16 protein-coding genes and 2 pseudogenes are annotated in these 16874 nt (G+C 59.5%); 15 read left to right on the top strand and 3 right to left on the bottom strand.

The window, feature by feature from the left end:
• The first annotated feature begins 192 nt into the window (after positions 1 to 192).
• From AS026_RS41595 to AS026_RS44385, 7 genes and pseudogenes are all read left to right on the top strand, one after another.
• Positions 193 to 417 (top strand): hypothetical protein, encoded by a 225-nt coding sequence (locus AS026_RS41595; RefSeq protein WP_062368631.1) that lies wholly within the window; start codon positions 193 to 195, stop codon positions 415 to 417.
• Between the two features lie 215 nt (positions 418 to 632).
• Positions 633 to 1988 (top strand): LLM class flavin-dependent oxidoreductase, encoded by a 1356-nt coding sequence (locus tag AS026_RS03270; protein ID WP_062368630.1) that lies wholly within the window; start codon positions 633 to 635, stop codon positions 1986 to 1988.
• 12 nt (positions 1989 to 2000) lie between these two features.
• On the top strand, positions 2001 to 2831 hold the full coding sequence (locus tag AS026_RS03265) for an ABC transporter ATP-binding protein (protein WP_062368629.1): 831 nt from the start codon (positions 2001 to 2003) through the stop codon (positions 2829 to 2831).
• Positions 2832 to 2854: 23 nt separating this feature from the next.
• Complete coding sequence (locus AS026_RS03260) at positions 2855 to 3931, top strand: ABC transporter substrate-binding protein (protein ID WP_062368628.1); 1077 nt, start codon at positions 2855 to 2857, stop codon at positions 3929 to 3931.
• A gap of 24 nt (positions 3932 to 3955) precedes the next feature.
• Positions 3956 to 4774 (top strand): ABC transporter permease, encoded by an 819-nt coding sequence (locus tag AS026_RS03255; RefSeq protein ID WP_062368627.1) that lies wholly within the window; start codon positions 3956 to 3958, stop codon positions 4772 to 4774.
• Between the two features lie 2 nt (positions 4775 to 4776).
• On the top strand, positions 4777 to 5544 hold the full coding sequence (locus tag AS026_RS03250; RefSeq protein WP_062368626.1) for an ABC transporter permease: 768 nt from the start codon (positions 4777 to 4779) through the stop codon (positions 5542 to 5544).
• Positions 5545 to 5696: 152 nt separating this feature from the next.
• Positions 5697 to 5805 (top strand): annotated as a pseudogene (locus tag AS026_RS44385) (N-alpha-acetyl diaminobutyric acid deacetylase DoeB); the annotation flags it as partial.
• Positions 5806 to 5880: 75 nt separating this feature from the next.
• Here the strand turns inward: AS026_RS44385 and AS026_RS03245 are convergent.
• Positions 5881 to 6930, bottom strand: coding sequence for a LacI family DNA-binding transcriptional regulator (locus AS026_RS03245; protein WP_245307304.1), 1050 nt, complete (start codon positions 6928 to 6930; stop codon positions 5881 to 5883).
• 439 nt (positions 6931 to 7369) lie between these two features.
• Here AS026_RS03245 and AS026_RS03240 point away from each other — a divergent pair, with 439 nt between their 5' ends.
• The 4 genes from AS026_RS03240 to AS026_RS03225 all read left to right on the top strand — a co-directional run bounded on the left by AS026_RS03240 (position 7370) and on the right by AS026_RS03225 (position 12645).
• A complete protein-coding gene (locus AS026_RS03240) occupies positions 7370 to 8332 on the top strand; it encodes a sugar-binding protein (RefSeq protein ID WP_062368624.1) in 963 nt (320 codons plus the stop codon).
• 79 nt (positions 8333 to 8411) lie between these two features.
• A complete protein-coding gene (locus tag AS026_RS03235) occupies positions 8412 to 9953 on the top strand; it encodes a sugar ABC transporter ATP-binding protein (protein ID WP_062368623.1) in 1542 nt (513 codons plus the stop codon).
• Between the two features lie 39 nt (positions 9954 to 9992).
• Positions 9993 to 11018 carry an ABC transporter permease gene (locus AS026_RS03230; protein WP_062368622.1) on the top strand — a complete coding sequence of 342 codons (1026 nt, stop codon included), beginning with the start codon at positions 9993 to 9995 and terminating at the stop codon, positions 11016 to 11018.
• Positions 11019 to 11130: 112 nt separating this feature from the next.
• On the top strand, positions 11131 to 12645 hold the full coding sequence (locus AS026_RS03225; RefSeq protein WP_062368621.1) for an aldehyde dehydrogenase family protein: 1515 nt from the start codon (positions 11131 to 11133) through the stop codon (positions 12643 to 12645).
• A 26-nt stretch (positions 12646 to 12671) separates the two neighbouring features.
• Here AS026_RS03225 and AS026_RS03220 read toward each other — a convergent pair whose 3' ends face one another.
• Together AS026_RS03220 and AS026_RS03215 are read right to left on the bottom strand one after the other, a co-directional pair.
• A complete protein-coding gene (locus AS026_RS03220; protein ID WP_062368620.1) occupies positions 12672 to 13184 on the bottom strand; it encodes a GNAT family N-acetyltransferase in 513 nt (170 codons plus the stop codon).
• A 19-nt stretch (positions 13185 to 13203) separates the two neighbouring features.
• Positions 13204 to 13716, bottom strand: a pseudogene (locus AS026_RS03215) (carbohydrate ABC transporter permease); the annotation flags it as partial.
• A gap of 82 nt (positions 13717 to 13798) precedes the next feature.
• Here AS026_RS03215 and tnpA point away from each other — a divergent pair.
• Genes tnpA through AS026_RS03195 form a run of 4 tightly spaced genes read left to right on the top strand, consistent with a single transcriptional unit; the run spans position 13799 to position 16805 of the window.
• On the top strand, positions 13799 to 14269 hold the full coding sequence (tnpA, locus tag AS026_RS03210; RefSeq protein WP_062368489.1) for an IS66-like element accessory protein TnpA: 471 nt from the start codon (positions 13799 to 13801) through the stop codon (positions 14267 to 14269).
• A complete protein-coding gene (tnpB, locus tag AS026_RS03205; RefSeq protein WP_028749713.1) occupies positions 14266 to 14622 on the top strand; it encodes an IS66 family insertion sequence element accessory protein TnpB in 357 nt (118 codons plus the stop codon). Before tnpA ends, tnpB begins: the two co-directional genes overlap by 4 nt.
• Before the next feature lie 48 nt (positions 14623 to 14670).
• Entirely contained in the window at positions 14671 to 16245 is a 1575-nt protein-coding gene (gene tnpC / locus AS026_RS03200; protein ID WP_028749712.1) for an IS66 family transposase, read from the top strand.
• Positions 16242 to 16805, top strand: a complete 564-nt coding sequence (locus AS026_RS03195; RefSeq protein WP_062368490.1) for a UPF0149 family protein — start codon at positions 16242 to 16244, stop codon at positions 16803 to 16805. Before tnpC ends, AS026_RS03195 begins: the two co-directional genes overlap by 4 nt.
• The last annotated feature ends 69 nt before the right edge of the window (positions 16806 to 16874 follow it).

The following is a 16874-nucleotide window of genomic DNA, read 5'->3' as shown; positions in this document are numbered from 1 at the left end:
CTCCATTCCAGCATCCATGATGAATCACAAATCTGCTGATTTGGGAATCCCGCACCGATTCCGATAAGCAATGATCCGCTCTAAACGACCGGCTTCCAAGCCATCGCATTTGCACCTCAGATCCAAAAATGGATCCTGGTCCGGATCTGTCCGGGGCAGGGACGCCGCCCCCCTATACATGGCTGATGGTTCATGGACGAACCTGCCGAGCACGGAAATAGCCCCGCTCCCTGTCGCAAAAAAGCGCGCGTCGCCGATATCGGCGACGGGCATTTGAGGGCTGTCAATGAAGCGGCGGCCGGCCTCGCTGTCATCCGTCAACTCGAAGCCGACGAGAGCGCCGCAATGGCCCTGGCGCAGGTACGTCTGCGTCCGCTCGCCGCTGGCTGGCTTTTCGGTCCAGAAATATCTGATTGATTTTACGCAGAGAAGTTCTTTTTGAAGGCAACAATTGCGCCAGCGGCCCTATCGACGAAATATCTTTCCGACCGGTGCGACGGCAGAACGTCGTCATTCAAAAGGCGCCATTGCACGCGGCAAAAATCTCGCAACGACACAGGAAATAGAATACTATTTCTATAGATATTAATTGTTGCTGTTAGCCTATCGTCTCCCTCATCAAGGAGACACACATGAGTGCCGCGCGACCACAGCTCAAACTTGGCGCCTTCCTCTATCCGACGGGCCATCACGTGGCCGCATGGCGGCACCCGGAAGCGCAGGCGGACGCCGGTTCCAATATTGCTCACTATATCGAGCTTGCGCAGCTTGCTGAAGCGGCGAAATTCGATCTCATTTTTATGGCTGACGGCGTTGGAACGCGCGGGACGGACATAGAGGCATTGAGCAGGACAGCTGTCCGCTATGTGGCGCAGTTCGAGCCCATTACCTTGCTGTCGGCTCTGGCGGCGGTGACCAAGCACATCGGATTCGTCGCCACAGCGTCCACCTCATACAACGAGCCCTACCATATCGCGCGGAAATTCGCCTCGCTCGATCACATCAGCGGCGGCCGAGCGGGCTGGAACCTGGTCACCTCGTCCAGCGAGCACGAAGCGCATAATTTTGGTCGCGATGAGCATTATGCACATGCGGAACGATACGAGCGGGCCGAAGAGTTTGCCGATGTCGTGCGCGGATTGTGGGACACCTGGGAGGAAGACGCATTCCTTCGCGACAAGGAAAGCGGCATCTACTTCGATCCGGACAAGCAGCATATCCTCAATCACAAGGGCAAATTCTTCAAGGTTCGCGGACCACTGAACGTCGCCCGTGCGCCTCAGGGTCAGCCAGTGCTCGTACAGGCAGGCTCGTCGGAACCGGGCAAGGAGCTTGCCGCGCGCACCGCAGAGGTTGTCTTCACCGCGCATCAGACAATCGAGGATGCTCGCGGATTCTATAAGGATCTCAAAACGCGACTTGCCAAGTACGGACGCGGGCGGGAAGAGTTGAAGATCATGCCGGGGATCTTCCCGGTCGTCGGCCGGACGCAGGCTGAGGCTGAGGCGAAATTCCAGGAAATTCAGGATCTCATCCATCCGGTGGTCGGCCTGTCGATGTTGAACGGCATGACCGGTGGCGTTGATCTCTCGAAATATCCTCTGGACGGCCCCATCCCGGACCTCCCGGAAACGAACGCAAGCAAGAGCCGGCAAAAGTTGCTTCTTGATCTTGCCAGGCGCGAAAACCTGACGATCCGCGAGCTCTATCTGAGGATCGCAGGCGCGCGTGGCCATTGGCAGGTCGTCGGCACGCCGAGCCGGATCGCGGATGAGATGGAGCACTGGTTCACGACCGGGGCGGCAGACGGCTTCAATGTTATGCCGCCGCATCTGCCCGTCGGGCTAAGGGACTTCGTGGAGCTCGTGTTGCCGGAACTGCGGCGCCGCGGATTGTTCCGCACCGAATACCAGGGCAGGACGTTGCGCGAAAATCTTGGCCTTAGCACACCCCGGCACCCGGCGCGCGTTCAGACCGCGGCAGAGTAGGGGCCGATCGACATGAACCGACCCCATCTCACAGCCGAGCACATAACCCGGCAGTTCCAGATCGACGGGGAGCCGCTGATCGCGCTCGACGACATCAATCTGGATATTGCCCAGGGCGAGTTTGTCACTGTTGTCGGTGCCAGCGGCTGCGGAAAGTCGACGCTGTTGCGTCTCTTCGCGGGCCTGGATATCGCTACATCCGGCACCATCCGCCATGCGGACGAGCAAGTCGTCGAACCCAGCCTTCATCGGGGCATCGTCTTCCAGGAACCGCGCCTCTTCCCCTGGCTGACGGTCGAGAAGAATGTCTCTCTTGGCCTTCTGAACAGCAAGCTGACCAAGGCCCGAAAGGCCGACCTTGTGCGCGAACATCTGGAGCTTGTCGGGCTTTCCCGTTTTACCAATGTCTACCCGCATCAATTGTCCGGGGGAATGGCGCAGCGTGCCGGCATTGCCCGTGGCCTCGTCAGCCGGCCGAACGTCCTTCTGCTCGACGAGCCTTTCGGGGCACTCGACGCCATCACCAAGGCCCACCTGCAGGACGAGCTGCAGGAGATCTGGGCGAAGGAAAACATCACGATGGTTTTGGTGACGCATGACGTGGAAGAAGCGGTCTATCTCGGGGATCGCGTCGTCGTCATGTCGCCGCGTCCGGGCCGCATCCGCGAAGTGGTACCGGTCAAGCTGGCGCGCCCACGCCGGCGTACATCCAGCGATATTGCCAACCTGCGCGACCGCGTCCTGAAGAGCCTCCATGCGACCGGCGAAAACACGCGACCCAAGGGGTTGAAATCAGCCGATGACGGCAGCCACGTCGAACGTGCAGTCGCACTCGCCAGATAAGCTTCAAAAAACGGAGAGAAACTATGAAACGCGCATTTCTGCCACGCGTGGTCGCCGGCCTCGCACTGATGCTCGCGACCGCCCCGGCCACGGTCCACGCCGAAGAACCGCTGGTCATTCATGTCGGCTATGCCGCGATTGGCGTCGACAATCGTCCTTACGCGGAAGGCACATCTGCCGCGACCGCCCGGGCGGGCGAATTTCTGGAGAAGGAATTTGCCAAGGATCCGGACATCAAGATTGAATGGACCTTCTTCAAGGGCGCAGGCCCTGCCGTCAACGAAGGCTTTGCGAATGATCAGCTCGACTTCGCCTACCAGGGTGATCTTCCCTCGTTGATCGGCCGTGCCAACGGGCTGAAGACCAAGTATCTTCTGGCAAGCGGAGCGAGAAAGCCGCTCTATCTCGCCGTCGCCAAAGACAGCGGCATTAAATCTATCGCGGATCTGAAGGGCCGCAAGATAGCCCTCCAGCGCGGCACGAACGGCCATCTGGCCGCCATCAAGGTCCTGGAGGCCCATGGGTTGACGGAGCGCGACGTTCAGGTCGTCAATCTCGACAGCGCAGGCACGGTTGCTGCTTTGACCAGCAAGGACATCGACGCCGCGTTCGGCGATACGCAGCTGATCAACCTCGCCACCAAGGGTGCAGCCGATATCATCTATACCACCAAGGGGGACGATCCGCGCTTCGGCCGCAATGCCGGCGTCATCGCCCGCCAGGCGTTCATCGATGCCCATCCTGACATAACCCAGCGGGTCGTCGATGCTTTCGTCAAGGCGGCGCAATGGTCGTCGGACGAGCCGAATCGCACCGCACTTCTCGAGCTGTGGCACAAGTCGGGAACGCCAGTTCCAATTCTGGAGGAGTACTTCAAGGGTGACACGCTCGCCTACCGCAACTCGCCGCTGATCGATGACCTGCTTGTGTCGCAATACAAGGAGCAGGCGGCGAAGAGCAAGGAATTCGGCCTCATCCGCCGTGATGTCGATCTTGAGGGCTGGTTCGAGCCTCGCTACCTCAAGAGCGCCATTGAACGGTTCAACCTGCAGCACTTCTGGCAAGCCTATGGCGCTGACGGCAAGCCGCTCGCCTCGTAAGCAGAGCATTGGAGCAGCAGGCTGATGGCAATCCCTCTTGAAATCGCCGGTGATGACGGCATCCCGAACTGGCGCAGGTTTTTCAAGGGACGGTTCTCTTCACTATCGGCCTTGCTTCTTCCCGTGTTGTTGATTGCCCTCTGGTGGCTCGCCTCCGCAAGAGGCTGGCTGCCAGAGCAGATCCTTCCGGCGCCGTCCTATGTACTGCAGACCGCCGGTGACATGATCATGAGCGGTGAGCTGCTTTACCATGCCGCAGTCAGCTTGCGCCGCGTTGTCTTCGGCTTCACCATCGGCGCGGGGTTGGGATTGGGTCTCGGCATCGCCATGGGCCTGTCTGCGCGCCTGGAAGACTATATTAAGCCGACGTTCCTAGCCTTCGCACAGATCCCGACGCTTGGATGGATCCCGCTTCTGATGCTGCTGGTCGGCATCGAGGAGACACTGAAGATCATCATCATCGCCAAGGGCGCTCTCGTGCCGATCACGCTCAATACTTTCTCCGGCATCCGCAGTGTTCCCGGCAAATACGTGGAAGTCGGCAAGGCACTGCGTTTCAGCCGGTGGCAGACGCTTCGCCTGATCGTCCTGCCGGGCGCTATTCCTTCCATTTTCACCGGTATCCGCTATGGCCTTACGCACGCATGGACTTCGCTTGTCGGTGTCGAGCTCCTGGCGTCATCCGAAGGACTCGGCTACCTGCTCGTGTGGGGAAGACAGATGTTCTGGCTTGATACCGTGATCATCGCGATGATCGTGATCGGCCTCATAGGCTTTGCCATGGACAAGGGCCTGAATGGCGCCGAGGTCTTCATCCAGCGCTGGAAGAAAGAGGGACTTTGACGATGGCCGAAGCGACAACGAGGCTTGTCCGTATAAGACGTGGCTTCACCCTTCCTCTTCTTCTTCTCGCCGTGTGGGAGGCCTCCAGCCGCCTCGGGCTCGTGGATCCCCGCTTTCTGCCGGGGATCGAAGATGTCGTCCTGACCGCCAAGCGCGAGATCATCGACAATGGTCTGACGGGCCAGCTCGCAGCCAGTCTGTTGCGCAATATCGCAGGTTTTCTGATTGGCAGCATCCTCGGCGTCAGTTTCGGCACGCTCGTTGCCGTGACGAGGATCGGAGACAGGCTGGTCATGCCGACCTTCAACGGCCTGAAGCAAATTTCTCTGCTTGCCTGGATACCGCTCATTTCGGTGTGGTTCGGTTTCGGCGAGCAGGCGAAGGTGGTCTTTGTCGCTCTTGCAGCTTTCATTCCCATCGCCCTCAACACCTATGACGGTATCAAGGACGCGCCTTCAGAGCTGCTGGAGGTCGGTCGGGCGCTGCGGTTTCGACCCTGGCAGCGCGTTGCCAGAATCTACCTGCCGTCAGCTCTCCCGGCGATCGCGACCGGCATCCATCTCGGCCTCATCTATTCGTGGCTGGCGACCGTCGGGGCCGAGTATTTTCTTGCGGTCGGTCCAGGCATCGGCGGCCTGGTCATCGCTGGACGCGAGCGCTTCGACATGGCACTTGTCATGGTCGGCGTCATCATTCTCGGCCTTGTCGGGTTTTCACTCAATAGGCTGGCCGGTGCGGCGGAATCCAGGCTGCTGCGCTGGCGGGCCTGAGCCGCAAACCTGACGATGTTGGTGTGCGGCTTAAGTGGTGGTGTCGGCGACGAGATCGGGAACCTGTTTCAACAGGTCGAGATCGGCAACGGCGAAGCCGGATCCGGACCGGGACCGGCAGACAGTCCATAACCGGACAGGAACTTGCCCATACCGGCGAAGCGCCTTTCGAGCTCGTCGCGAAGATGGATGGCACTCACCGCCCGCCACTTTCCAGGGTTGGTAAAACCGGGGGATTGCGCGGCTATCGTCGCGCAATAACCGCCTCGATGAGGAGCCTATGTGAGTGGGTGAAGGGATCTGACCGCATTTGCTAGGATTGGACCACCGACTGCCCTATTGCGCATTTTGCTCGCTGCGGTGGATTTTTGGCCTTTTGACCGGAGGTGCCGCGACAGAGTGACGTTTGACGAGCGAGCATTCGAGCTTCGTAATCGGATACCGCTTCTTGCCAGGAAGGCTTTCCGGATTGAGATGTTCGATCGACCATTGGCCCATGGCGAGATGGGGAAGGACAGACGTCGTCAGCGGGGGAACGAGATGTCGCGAGATGTCCTCGTCGTCGTAACCCACAACCGACATGTCCTGGGGAATGCGAAGACCCGCATCCTTGAGGGCTTCGTAGCACCCGATCGCAGTTCTGTCATTCTGGCAGAAGATCGCTGATGGTGGCTCCTTCAGAGCCAGCAGCTTCATTGTCGCAGCATAGCCGGCGCTGGCCGACCAGTCGCCTTCGATGACCAGTTCGGGATCGAAGGGAATATCGGCTGTCGCGAGCGCGCGGCGATATCCGGTAAGACGATCTTGCGCAGCCTGCATCCAGATTTCGCCGGTGATCGTGGCGATGCGATGGTGTCCATGGGCGATCAGATGTCGGGTGGAACTCTGTCCTCCCGCAATCTCGCTCGGCACAACGCAGGGAAAGGCATAATCCGCCGTATAACAGTTGAGCAGCACCGTCGGGATGTTGAGCTTGTAAAAATAGGGGGGAAGCTCAACCTCGCGCGTATAGATCGTCATGTAGATGAGCGCCGATATGCCGCCGCTCGTCAAGGCTTTTATGGCCTTCGGCTCCATGACGGGATCGCTGAGCGTTTGCGTCACCAACAGGACATTACCGGCGTTCCATGAGGCTTGCCGCGCGCCTTCAATCGCAACGATCGCTTCCGGGCTGGTCGCGAGCTGGTCGACGGCAAACCCGATCACATTGTCCAGGCCCGAGTAAGAGGTCGGCGTTGCATATGTCGCTCCCATATAGCCAAGTGCCCGCGCTGCCTCAAACACGCGCTCGCGGGTCAACTGCGAGATGCGGGTGCCAGGCGTGTTGTTGAGCACGAAGGAAACGGCCGCCTGCGAGCAACCGGCCGCCTTGGCAATATCCATCATTGTCACGCGCTCGGGGCGAGAAGCCTTTCGGTTGCGTGCAGGCTTCCTTGCCGCGGGCTCGTGTTCGTCCAAGATCTTGGTTTTTCGCATCCGTGGAGGTCCGTTACCCTTATTTCGTCAAGGTGGATCGCTTGCTCACCATTGGTAATTAATATTACCACTGATCCGTCCGCGTTAGCAATCGCATGAAGTGACATACTTGTGCGCCGCTGGTGGCTATATCCGAACGTAAAAATGCATAACCCGCTGCCATTCTATGAAATGTTTTGATCTGCATTGATAATACTATTTACTAATTAAAATTCTTGTATACCGTCATGGAGCGATCGGAACCTTATGCCATTCGTCGCTTCGCGACCGCCCTAGGAGGGGGCGCGCATCCGGCCGGCCGCAAGTTGCAATCGGGCCCTTGCTACTGCGGCCCTTCGGGAGGTGTATTATGAATCAGCTGAAACGCAATGCAGCCTTGTTCTTCACCGGATTGATGCTCAGTGCCGCGCCTGTTGCGGTATCCCATGCCGCCGACAAGCCGACCTTGGCCTTCGTGGTCAACGTTGCTTCGGATTTCTGGAAGGCCGCTGAAGCCGGCGTAAAGAAGGCGCAGGGCGAAATGCCGGACTACAACATGGAGCTGAAATACCCCGAACAGGGATCGGTGGCCATTCAGCAGCGTCTCATGGAAGATCTCGTCAGCGCCGGCGTCAAGGGGATCATGGTCTCTGCCGTCGACCCCAAGACCCAGACGGATGGCCTCAACAAGATCGGCTCGCAGACGGCTCTCTTCACCACAGACAGCGACGCGCCGAAGACCAACCGCATTGCATATATCGGTTCTTCCAACGTCGATGCCGGCAAGCAGGCCGCCGAAATCGCCAAGAAGGCGATGCCTGATGGCGGCAAGTGCCTCGGTTTCGTCGGCCTGCTCGGCGCCGACAATGCAAGAGAGCGCATCGAAGGCATGAAGGGCGGCCTCGAGGGCACCAAGATCGAGCTGATCGACGTCCGCGGCGACGACGGCGACCAGACGCGCGCCAAGAAGAACGTCGAGGATGCGTTGGTGGCCAGCCCCGACGTGACCTGCATGGTCGGCTTCTACTCCTACAACACGCCGCGCATCTATGAGGCGCTCCGCGAGGCGGGCAAGCTCGGCCAGATCACCGTCGTCGGCTTTGATGACGATCCGATCACGCTCGGCGGCGTCAAGGAAGGCACGATCGCGGCGACCGTCGTGCAGCAGCCGTTCGAATGGGCCTACCAGGGCATGAAGCTGATGGCGGCCTATCTCAAGGGCGACAAGTCTGGCGTTCCAGCCAACGGTCTGATCATCATCCCGACGGTCATCATCGGCAAGGATGATGTCGACAAATATGCCGCCAACCTGAAGGCCATGGCCGGCAAGTAATCCTTCCTTGCGGCGGTGGCGCCAGTCGCCGCCGCAAGTGACGTTTTGTGCCGACAGCATTAGCAGCCATGGACAGGCGATGAACCACAGTTCCGATATCCCGTCACCGGACTCGCCCGCGACACCGTTCCTTTCGCTTTCCGGTGTTGGCAAGACTTATCCGGGCGTCGTCGCACTTGACGGCCTGTCAATGGACATCATGCCGGGCGAGGTGATCGGCCTCGTCGGCGAGAACGGGGCGGGAAAATCGACGCTGATGAAGATCCTCGGAGGCGTGATCGCGCCCGACCGGGGCGCAATCCTGCTCGATGGGGCGGAGCTTCATTCTCTTACCGTGGGATCGAGCATCTCGTCCGGCATCGCCTTCGTCCACCAGGAACTCAATCTCTTCGAAAACCTCGACGTCGCCGCCAATATTTTCCTGGGCCGCGAACCGCTGAAGGCCGGGCCTCTCAAGCTCGTCGATCGCGATCGACTGCGGGAGATGGTAAGGCCGCTCCTGAAGCGCGTGGGCGCGCACTTTTCCGCCGACACGCCCGTGGCGTCGCTTTCGCTTGCCGAGCAGCAGATGGTGGAAATCGCCAAGGCATTGTCGATCAACGCGAGGCTCGTCATCTTCGATGAGCCCACATCCAGCCTTCCTTTGGCCGAAACCGAGCGGCTCTTGAGCATCATCAAGTCGCTGAAAGCAGATGGCATCAGCGTCATTTTCATCTCGCATCGCCTCCACGAGGTCGAGCGCGTCGCCGACCGCGTGGTCGTGCTACGCGATGGCACGCTCGTCGGTACGCTTGCAAAGGCCGACATCGGGCACGACCAGATGGTCAAGCTGATGATTGGCCGGGTCCTTGCTGCGCGCACCGCCAAACCGCAGCGCGCGCCCGGCTCGGTTGCGCTGACGGCAAGCGGCGTTCGCACCGAGGCCTATCCATCCCGCCCTGTCGATCTGGACATCAGGTACGGAGAAATCCTCGGACTTGCCGGCCTTGTCGGCTCGGGGCGCACCGAGCTTGCAAGGGTGCTCTTCGGCATTGACCGAAGTTACGGCGGAGCCATTCTGCAGGACGGACAGCAAATCGCGGTCGGCTCCGCGCGTGATGCCGTGGCTCGCGGGATTTTCCTGGTGCCGGAGGATCGCAAGCGCAACGGCATTCTTCTTGATTTCCCGATTGCCCAGAACATTACCCTTGCCGACCTTCCAAATCTCGCCAACCGCCACATGCTGTCCGCCGACCGGGAGATGGCGGCGGCTGAAAAGCAACGCGCTCGCCTCGGCATCAAGGCCCCCTCGGTTTCGACCCGGACCGGCACTCTGTCGGGCGGCAATCAGCAGAAGGTGGTGCTTGCCAAATGGCTATCGATGAACCCGAAGGTGATGATCTTCGACGAGCCAACGCGCGGCATCGATATCGGGGCGAAGAATGAAATTTACGGGCTGATGCGGGCCCTTGCCGATGCTGGCGTCGCCATCCTGATGATCTCGAGCGACATGGAAGAGGTGATCGGCGTATCTGACCGCATCGCCGTCATGCATGAGGGCCAGATCGCCGGGATTTTGGAAGAGGATGACTTCAGCCAGGAAAGCGTCCTTTTGCTTGCCGTCGGCAAGAGAGTAAAATAGCGGCTGCGGCCATCATAGGTATCGGGGAACGGATCTCGAATGATCAAGAAGGACCTTGGACTGCTGCTTTTGATTGTCGTCGTCGGCATTGTCGTCGCCATCATCAATCCGCGCTTCCTGCTGCCGATCAATCTGGCGAACACCGCCAACCTGATCGGACTGTTTGGCATCCTGTCGATCGGCCAGGCCTTTGTCATCATTACCGGCGGCATCGAGCTTTCCGTGGGTTCGCTCGTCGCGCTTCTTGGCGTCCTTTTCATCGATTTCATTGCTGTCCAGGACATGTCCTGGATGTTGGCGCTGCCGCTCATCCTCGTGCTTGGGGCGGTCATCGGTGCCATTCATGGCTGGCTGATTACCAGGCTCAATCTGCAACCCTTTGTCGTCACCTTGTGCGGCTTGCTGATCTATCGTGGGGCCGCGCGCTTCTATACTGCCGACGGGACGGCGGGATTTGCCTTCGGCCAGAATTTCCCCGACCTCGAATTCCTGACCGCGGGCCGCTTCTATGGCGTTCCAAACACCTTCATTGCGCTCGCCATCATCACGGTGGTCATGTGGGTGGTGTTGCACCGCTCCGTCTTCGGGCGTTATCTTTACGCAATCGGCAAGAACGAGGAAGCGGCCCGTTATTCAGGCATCCGCACCGGCCGAATGATCATGTCGGCCTATGTCATCTGCGGATTGCTGACGGCGCTCTCGGCGATCTATTTTGCCATGTATACGCGCTCGATCTCACCGGCGAGCCATGGACAGTTCTACGAGCTCTACGCGATCGCCGCTGCCGTGCTTGGCGGGTTTTCGCTGCGCGGCGGCGAGGGATCGATCGTCGGTGTCGTGCTTGGTACAGTCTTGCTTCAGGAATTGCAGAACCTTGTGAACTTGCTCGGCATCCCGTCGTCGTTGAACTTTGCCGTGATGGGTGGCGTGATCCTCATCGGCGTCCTTATCGACCAGCAATGGCATGCGATCCGGGCACAGCGCCGCCTCGTTGCAGCAGCTCGACAGACTGAAGGCCGCCTGCACGACGAAGGCTCGCTGCCGGTGGTTGCACGTCAGGACTAGAGCAGCGGGGCCATTCCATGCTGCACCGTACGACTTAAACCAATGCGTCCGGGTCATTGAAGACCGGAAGTGGATGAAAAGGCCGACCGTTATGTCTGGACGGGGAGAAATGATGCTGTCTAACTTTATCGTGCCTGATTCCAGTGATCCGCGGCTGGGATCCAAATATCGTTACCGCATGCTCGTTGATGGCAAGTCTGTTGAAGCTGCCTCGGGCAAGACCATCGATCGGGTGAGCCCCGGCCATGCCGGTATCGTGGTCGCAACATGGCCGGATGCGTCGGCGGACGACGTTCGCTTGGCAATCGCAGCAGCGCGGCGGGCGTTTGACACCGGTCCTTGGCCGCGCATGTCGGGCGCCGAGCGGTCGCGACTGATGTTCAAGGTGGCGGACCTCATTCTTGCCCACCAGGAAGAACTTGCGCTGATCGAGAGCCTCGAGGTCGGCAAGCCAATCGTCCAGGCTCGGGGCGAGATCGGATTTTGCGCGGATCTATGGTCCTATGCAGCCGGCCAGGCCCGGGCGCTTGAGGGACAGACGCACAACAATATTGGCGACGACCGGCTTGGCCTCGTCTTGCGCGAACCGGCAGGCGTCGTCGGCATCATCACGCCATGGAACTTCCCCTTCATCATTGCCTCGGAGCGCGTGCCATGGGCGATCGGCGCTGGGTGCACGGTCGTCCTGAAACCCTCGGAATTCACCTCCGGCACCTCGATCCGAATGGCGGAACTTGCGCGCGAAGCTGGCATTCCGGACGGCGTCTTCAACGTTGTCACAGGCTTTGGCGATCCGGCTGGCCAGGTGCTCGCGGAGGATCCAAGCATCGACATGGTGGCGTTTACTGGTTCCGTGCGCGTTGGCACGAAGCTCGGCGAAATCGCCGCGCGTAGCGTCAAGCGGGTGGGGCTGGAGCTTGGCGGCAAGGGGCCGCAGATTGTCTTTGCCGATGCGGATCTCGATGCGGCGGCCGACGGGATCGCTTACGGCGTCTATCACAATGCCGGCCAATGCTGCATTTCAGGGAGCCGGCTGCTGGTTCAGGAGGATATCCGGGATCCCTTGATGGATCGGTTGCTCGGCATTTCACGGAAGGTCACGTTCGGGGACCCGTTGAACGAGCGCACCAAGATCGGCGCGATGATTTCGGAGGCGCATGCACAAAAGGTGCATGCTTACGTCGAGGCAGGGATTGCCTCCGGCGCGGAACTTCTTCTTGGCGGCGAAAGGGTTGGCAAGGGGACTGGACTGTATTACCCGCCGACGGTCTTTGCAGGCGTCAAACCGGACATGTCGATCGCTCGTGAGGAGATTTTTGGGCCCGTGCTTTCAACACTGACCTTCAAGACAGCCGAAGAGGCGATCGCACTTGCCAATAATACCGAATTCGGCCTGTCAGCGAGCGTCTGGTCAACCAACCTCGAAAACGCGCTCCAGAGTATCCGCCGCATCCGCGCTGGCCGCTGCTGGATCAACAGCGTTATCGACGGAACGCCGGAGCTGCCGATCGGAGGCTATAAGAAGAGCGGACTGGGACGCGAGCTTGGACGCTATGGCTTCGACGAATATTCCCAGTTCAAGGGAGTTCACGTAACCTTGGGGCGGCCCACACCCTGGCTTGCATGAGCCGCTCAAGGACTTTGGACGCGCATCTATGAAGGTTGGCCGTGCGATTGCGAGATTTCATCTGGCTCTGCATCGGCCAACATGCCCCTGTATATTCCAGGGACGGATCCTTCGATCGGAACGGCGCCAACGCTTCGGCGGTAGAAGTCCATAGGTCCTGCGCCACCGATGACGCCGTAGGCATACCCTTGTGCATACATATCAAGTAACGTCGTCAAAAGCAGCGCATGGCCAACCCCCTGGCCACGGACTGCACTATCGACGCCGGTCGGGCCGAAGAAGCCCTTCGCTGTGGCGTCGTGGCAGGCAAAGCCGATCAGTCTTCCGCTCTGGATTGCGATGAAGCACGTCGGCGGCTGCCGCATTGCGGCCGTGGTCGCTTCGCAAGACCACCCGGCTCCAAAGCGGGGCGTAATCCAATCGGTCAAGGCCTTCAGTTCAGGCGGCAAGACGCGACGGATCGTGACACCTTGCCGTTCCATTTTCGCATCGAGGGAGGTGTCCGGTTTGAGATCGTAGAGCTTGACAAGCATATCCATGTGATTGGTCCCTTTATCGTCATCCCTTCACGGCACCGGCCGTCAGCCCCGCAACGATGCGCCGCTGGAAGATGAGCACGACCGCGATCAGCGGCAACGTGACTGTCACCGAGGCAGCCATGATCTGTCCGAAGGGATATTCGTAACGGTTGGTGCCGGCGATCAATCCGATCGCGACCGGCACGGTGCGATTTTCGTCCGTCAGCGTGAAAGTCAAGGCAAAGAGGAATTCGTTCCATGCAAGAATGAAGGCGAGGATGCCCGTGCTTGCAAGTGACGGTCCCATCAGCGGCAGCAGTATCTTCAGGAGGATACGAAGGTGCGAACAACCATCAACGATCGCGGCCTCCTCCAACTCGCGCGGGAACTCGCGAATGAAGGTTGTGAGAATCCACGTCGTAAACGGCACCGTTGACAGAAGGTATGTCAGAATGAGCGCGCTTGGACGGTTGAAGAGCCCGAGCCAGTTGATGAGCTCAAACATGCCCGAAAGCACGACCACCTGCGGAAAGATCGAGATCATCAGGATAATCGTGAGCGCGACGAACAGCCCACCTTTTCTTTTGTGAATGAGGCCTCGAGATAAGCTCTATCATTGATAGGAGTGGACCGGGATGGTTGGAGATCGCGCTGATGCCATGCTTGAAGTCATGGATGAAGGCATGCATGAAGCCAGGCATGAGGGAAAGTATCGGCGGATCGAGGTGATCACCGGTCGGCGGCAGCGGCGGAATTGGACTGACGAGGAGAAGGCGCGGATTCTCGCGGAGAGCGCAGAACCTGAAGTGAACATTTCGGCTGTTGCGAGGCGCTGGGGCGTCAATCGCGGCTTGCTGAATGTGTGGCGACGGGAAGCCGGACTAACCTCTCAACGGTCGGCAAAGACTAGTTTGCCGCCTGCCGTGTTCGTGCCGGTGACAGTGGTTGGGGATGGCGCACGACACGAAGGCTCGCCATCGAATGCCCCAGAGGTTCTCGCTGGCCGAATTGAGATCGAGATTGCGGGCGCACGCATGACGGTCATCGGCTCGGTAGCGCCTGAACTGGCGCAGGCGATGGTAGCGGCGTTGCGAGGGCGCCGGTGATCGGAGTTTCGCCAAATGGCGTGAAGATCATGGTTGCGACGCAACCCGTCGACTTCCGGCGCGGCATGAATGGCCTGGTAGCTTTGGTGGCGTCAGCCCTTGCGGCCGATCCCTATTGTGGCGACGTGTTCGTGTTCCGCGCCAAGCGTCTTGATCGGCTTCGCTGCATTTATTGGGACGGATCAGGCATGATCCTAGCGACGAAGTGGTTGGAGGCGGGCAAGTTCGTTTGGCCTCCGATCCGCGATGGCGCTATGCAGATGAGTGCCCAGGAGTTCTCGCTTTTGCTGGCCGGCATTGACTGGACGCGCGTCAAACGAAACGCGGTGAGGAGGCCCTCAAAAGCAGGCTGATCCTATTGGTTTTGCTTGAAGATTCAGACCCGTGTGGTAGGGTCTGTCATGCCGCTTCGACCCGATCCCTTGCCCCAGGATGCTGCGCAATTGACCCGGATCATTCTCTCGCTCGACGAAGAGAATGCCGATCTCAAGGCGCGCGTTGCCTTCCTTGAGCGCCAGCTCTTCGGGACGAAATCGGAGAAGATGACGACGATCGATCCAACGCAGGCAATGCTCGATCTTGGCGATCTAGGCGACATTCCCGTTGCTGCCAATGACGATGTCGCGCCGGTCGATGAAGACAAAACGCAGGCACGGCGATCGCCAGCCCGCAATATCGGCCGTTTGCCGAAACACCTTCCGCGTTATGACGAGCTCATCGAGCCAGCGAGCAAGACTTGCCCCTGCTGTTCGTTCGAACTTCATTGCATCGGCACTGATGTCAGCGAGGCGCTCGACATCGTGCCTGCAGTAGTCCGGGTGAAACGGACGATCCGGCCACGCTATGCATGCCGGGCTTGCGAGAGTGGCATCGTGCAAGCACCCGCACCAGCACGCATCATGGACGGCGGCATGGTGACCACGGCGTTTGCAGCCCATGTCGCCGTTTCGAAGTTTGCCTGGCATTTGCCGCTGCATCGCCAGGCGCAGATGCTGGCCTCCTGCGGCGTCATCATTGATCGCGGTACGCTCGGGGCATGGGTCACGCGGGTCGCCTGGTGGCTCGAACTTCTCTACGATGCACTCACCGCCTTCATCCGCTCGCAGCCGAGGGTGTTCTGTGACGAGACGCCACTTCCGCGCCTCGATCCGGGGCGCAAACGAACCAAGGTCTGCCAGTTATGGGCACAAGCGGTTGACGATCGGCCATGGAACGGTCCGGCGCCGCCGGCGGTGGCCTACATTTTTGCCGAAAGCCGCAGCGCTCGCGAGATCGAGGGGCAACTGTCGTCGTTCGCCGGCGTGCTTCAGGTTGATGGATATCAAGCCTATAAAACCATGGTCAAACGACGCGGCAAGAGCAACGTTGCCCCCATGCGGCTGGCCTTCTGCCTCGCTCATGCACGGCGAAAGTTCGTTGACGTCGTCAAACTGACCGGCTCTTCGGAGGCCTTGTCGATCCTTGCCAGGATTGCCGAAATCTATCGCATCGAAGCAAAACTACGAGGGGAAGATGAAGATACCCGGCTTAGCGGCAGGCGTCGTGAGGCAGCTCCCATCATGAGAGAACTGAAGGTCCATCTCACCGAACTGAGCGACGAGGTGTCGTCGAAATCGGCACTTGGCAAGGCAGTCACTTACATGCTCAACCACTGGAGCGGATTGACAGCCTTTCTAGAGGATGGCCGGATCGAGGTGGACTCCAATGTCGTCGAGCGTTCCATGAAATCCGTGGCTTTGACGAGAAAGAACTCATTATTCGTGGGCAACGAGCGGGGTGGAAAGACCTTCGCTGTCCTGGCATCGCTCGTGAACACGGCAAAGCTTAACGGCGTGGACCCCGACGTCTGGCTTGCCGATGTGCTGGAGCGCATCATCTCCGGCAAAGTGAAAGCCAACGAGATGGAGAGCCTTTTGCCTTGGGCCTGGAAGGCGGAACGCGAAGCGATGACACAGCAGGAGCGACAAGCGGCATGACACAGAACAGCCAGGAGATGACGCCGCGACCGAAGCTCGATGACGACGCATTCGAAGCCTTTATCAGGAGACGTCGTCCGCCATCGCCTATCTGGTCAATGAGCAGACTCGATGGTTATCTTACGGCCCTCATCATCGGCCCCAGGTTCATCGACCCACGGCAATGGATCCCGGAACTGACCGGCCCGGATGCCCTAAACCTGCCGATGGAAACAACCGAACATCGGGCCGTGCAGACGATCGTTGCAGAGTATAATCGGATATCTGCAAGCCTTTCCGAGAGACCGAAAGACCACCGGCCAAGGTTCACCCAGATCGATGATCAGACCCTTGATCCATTTGATTGGGACATCTGCTTTCTCATTGGAACACGACACGCGCCAAGGCTTTGGCAGCCTGTCCTTCGAGGTCATGCCGTCACTGGGGATATCATTGCGCCGATCCGCAAGCTCGGCGAGGTAAAACGGAAAGCGACCCACCAGGATGCTGCTGCCGTCGCCGAAGCACTCGTCAATATCCGAACCTATTTTATGCCGAAGCGGGCAAAGCAGAAGTTCTGACCGAGAGCCAGAAAGCCAGAAACCTATTTAGTCAAATCACGAAAGCCGTGGGCCATTCGTTGCGCTCAC

This window comes from Rhizobium altiplani, assembly GCF_001542405.1.
GTDB lineage: Bacteria > Pseudomonadota > Alphaproteobacteria > Rhizobiales > Rhizobiaceae > Rhizobium > Rhizobium altiplani.
The sequence above is the reverse complement of the archived record's forward strand: the minus strand, read 5'-3'. Positions and strand labels throughout refer to the sequence as shown.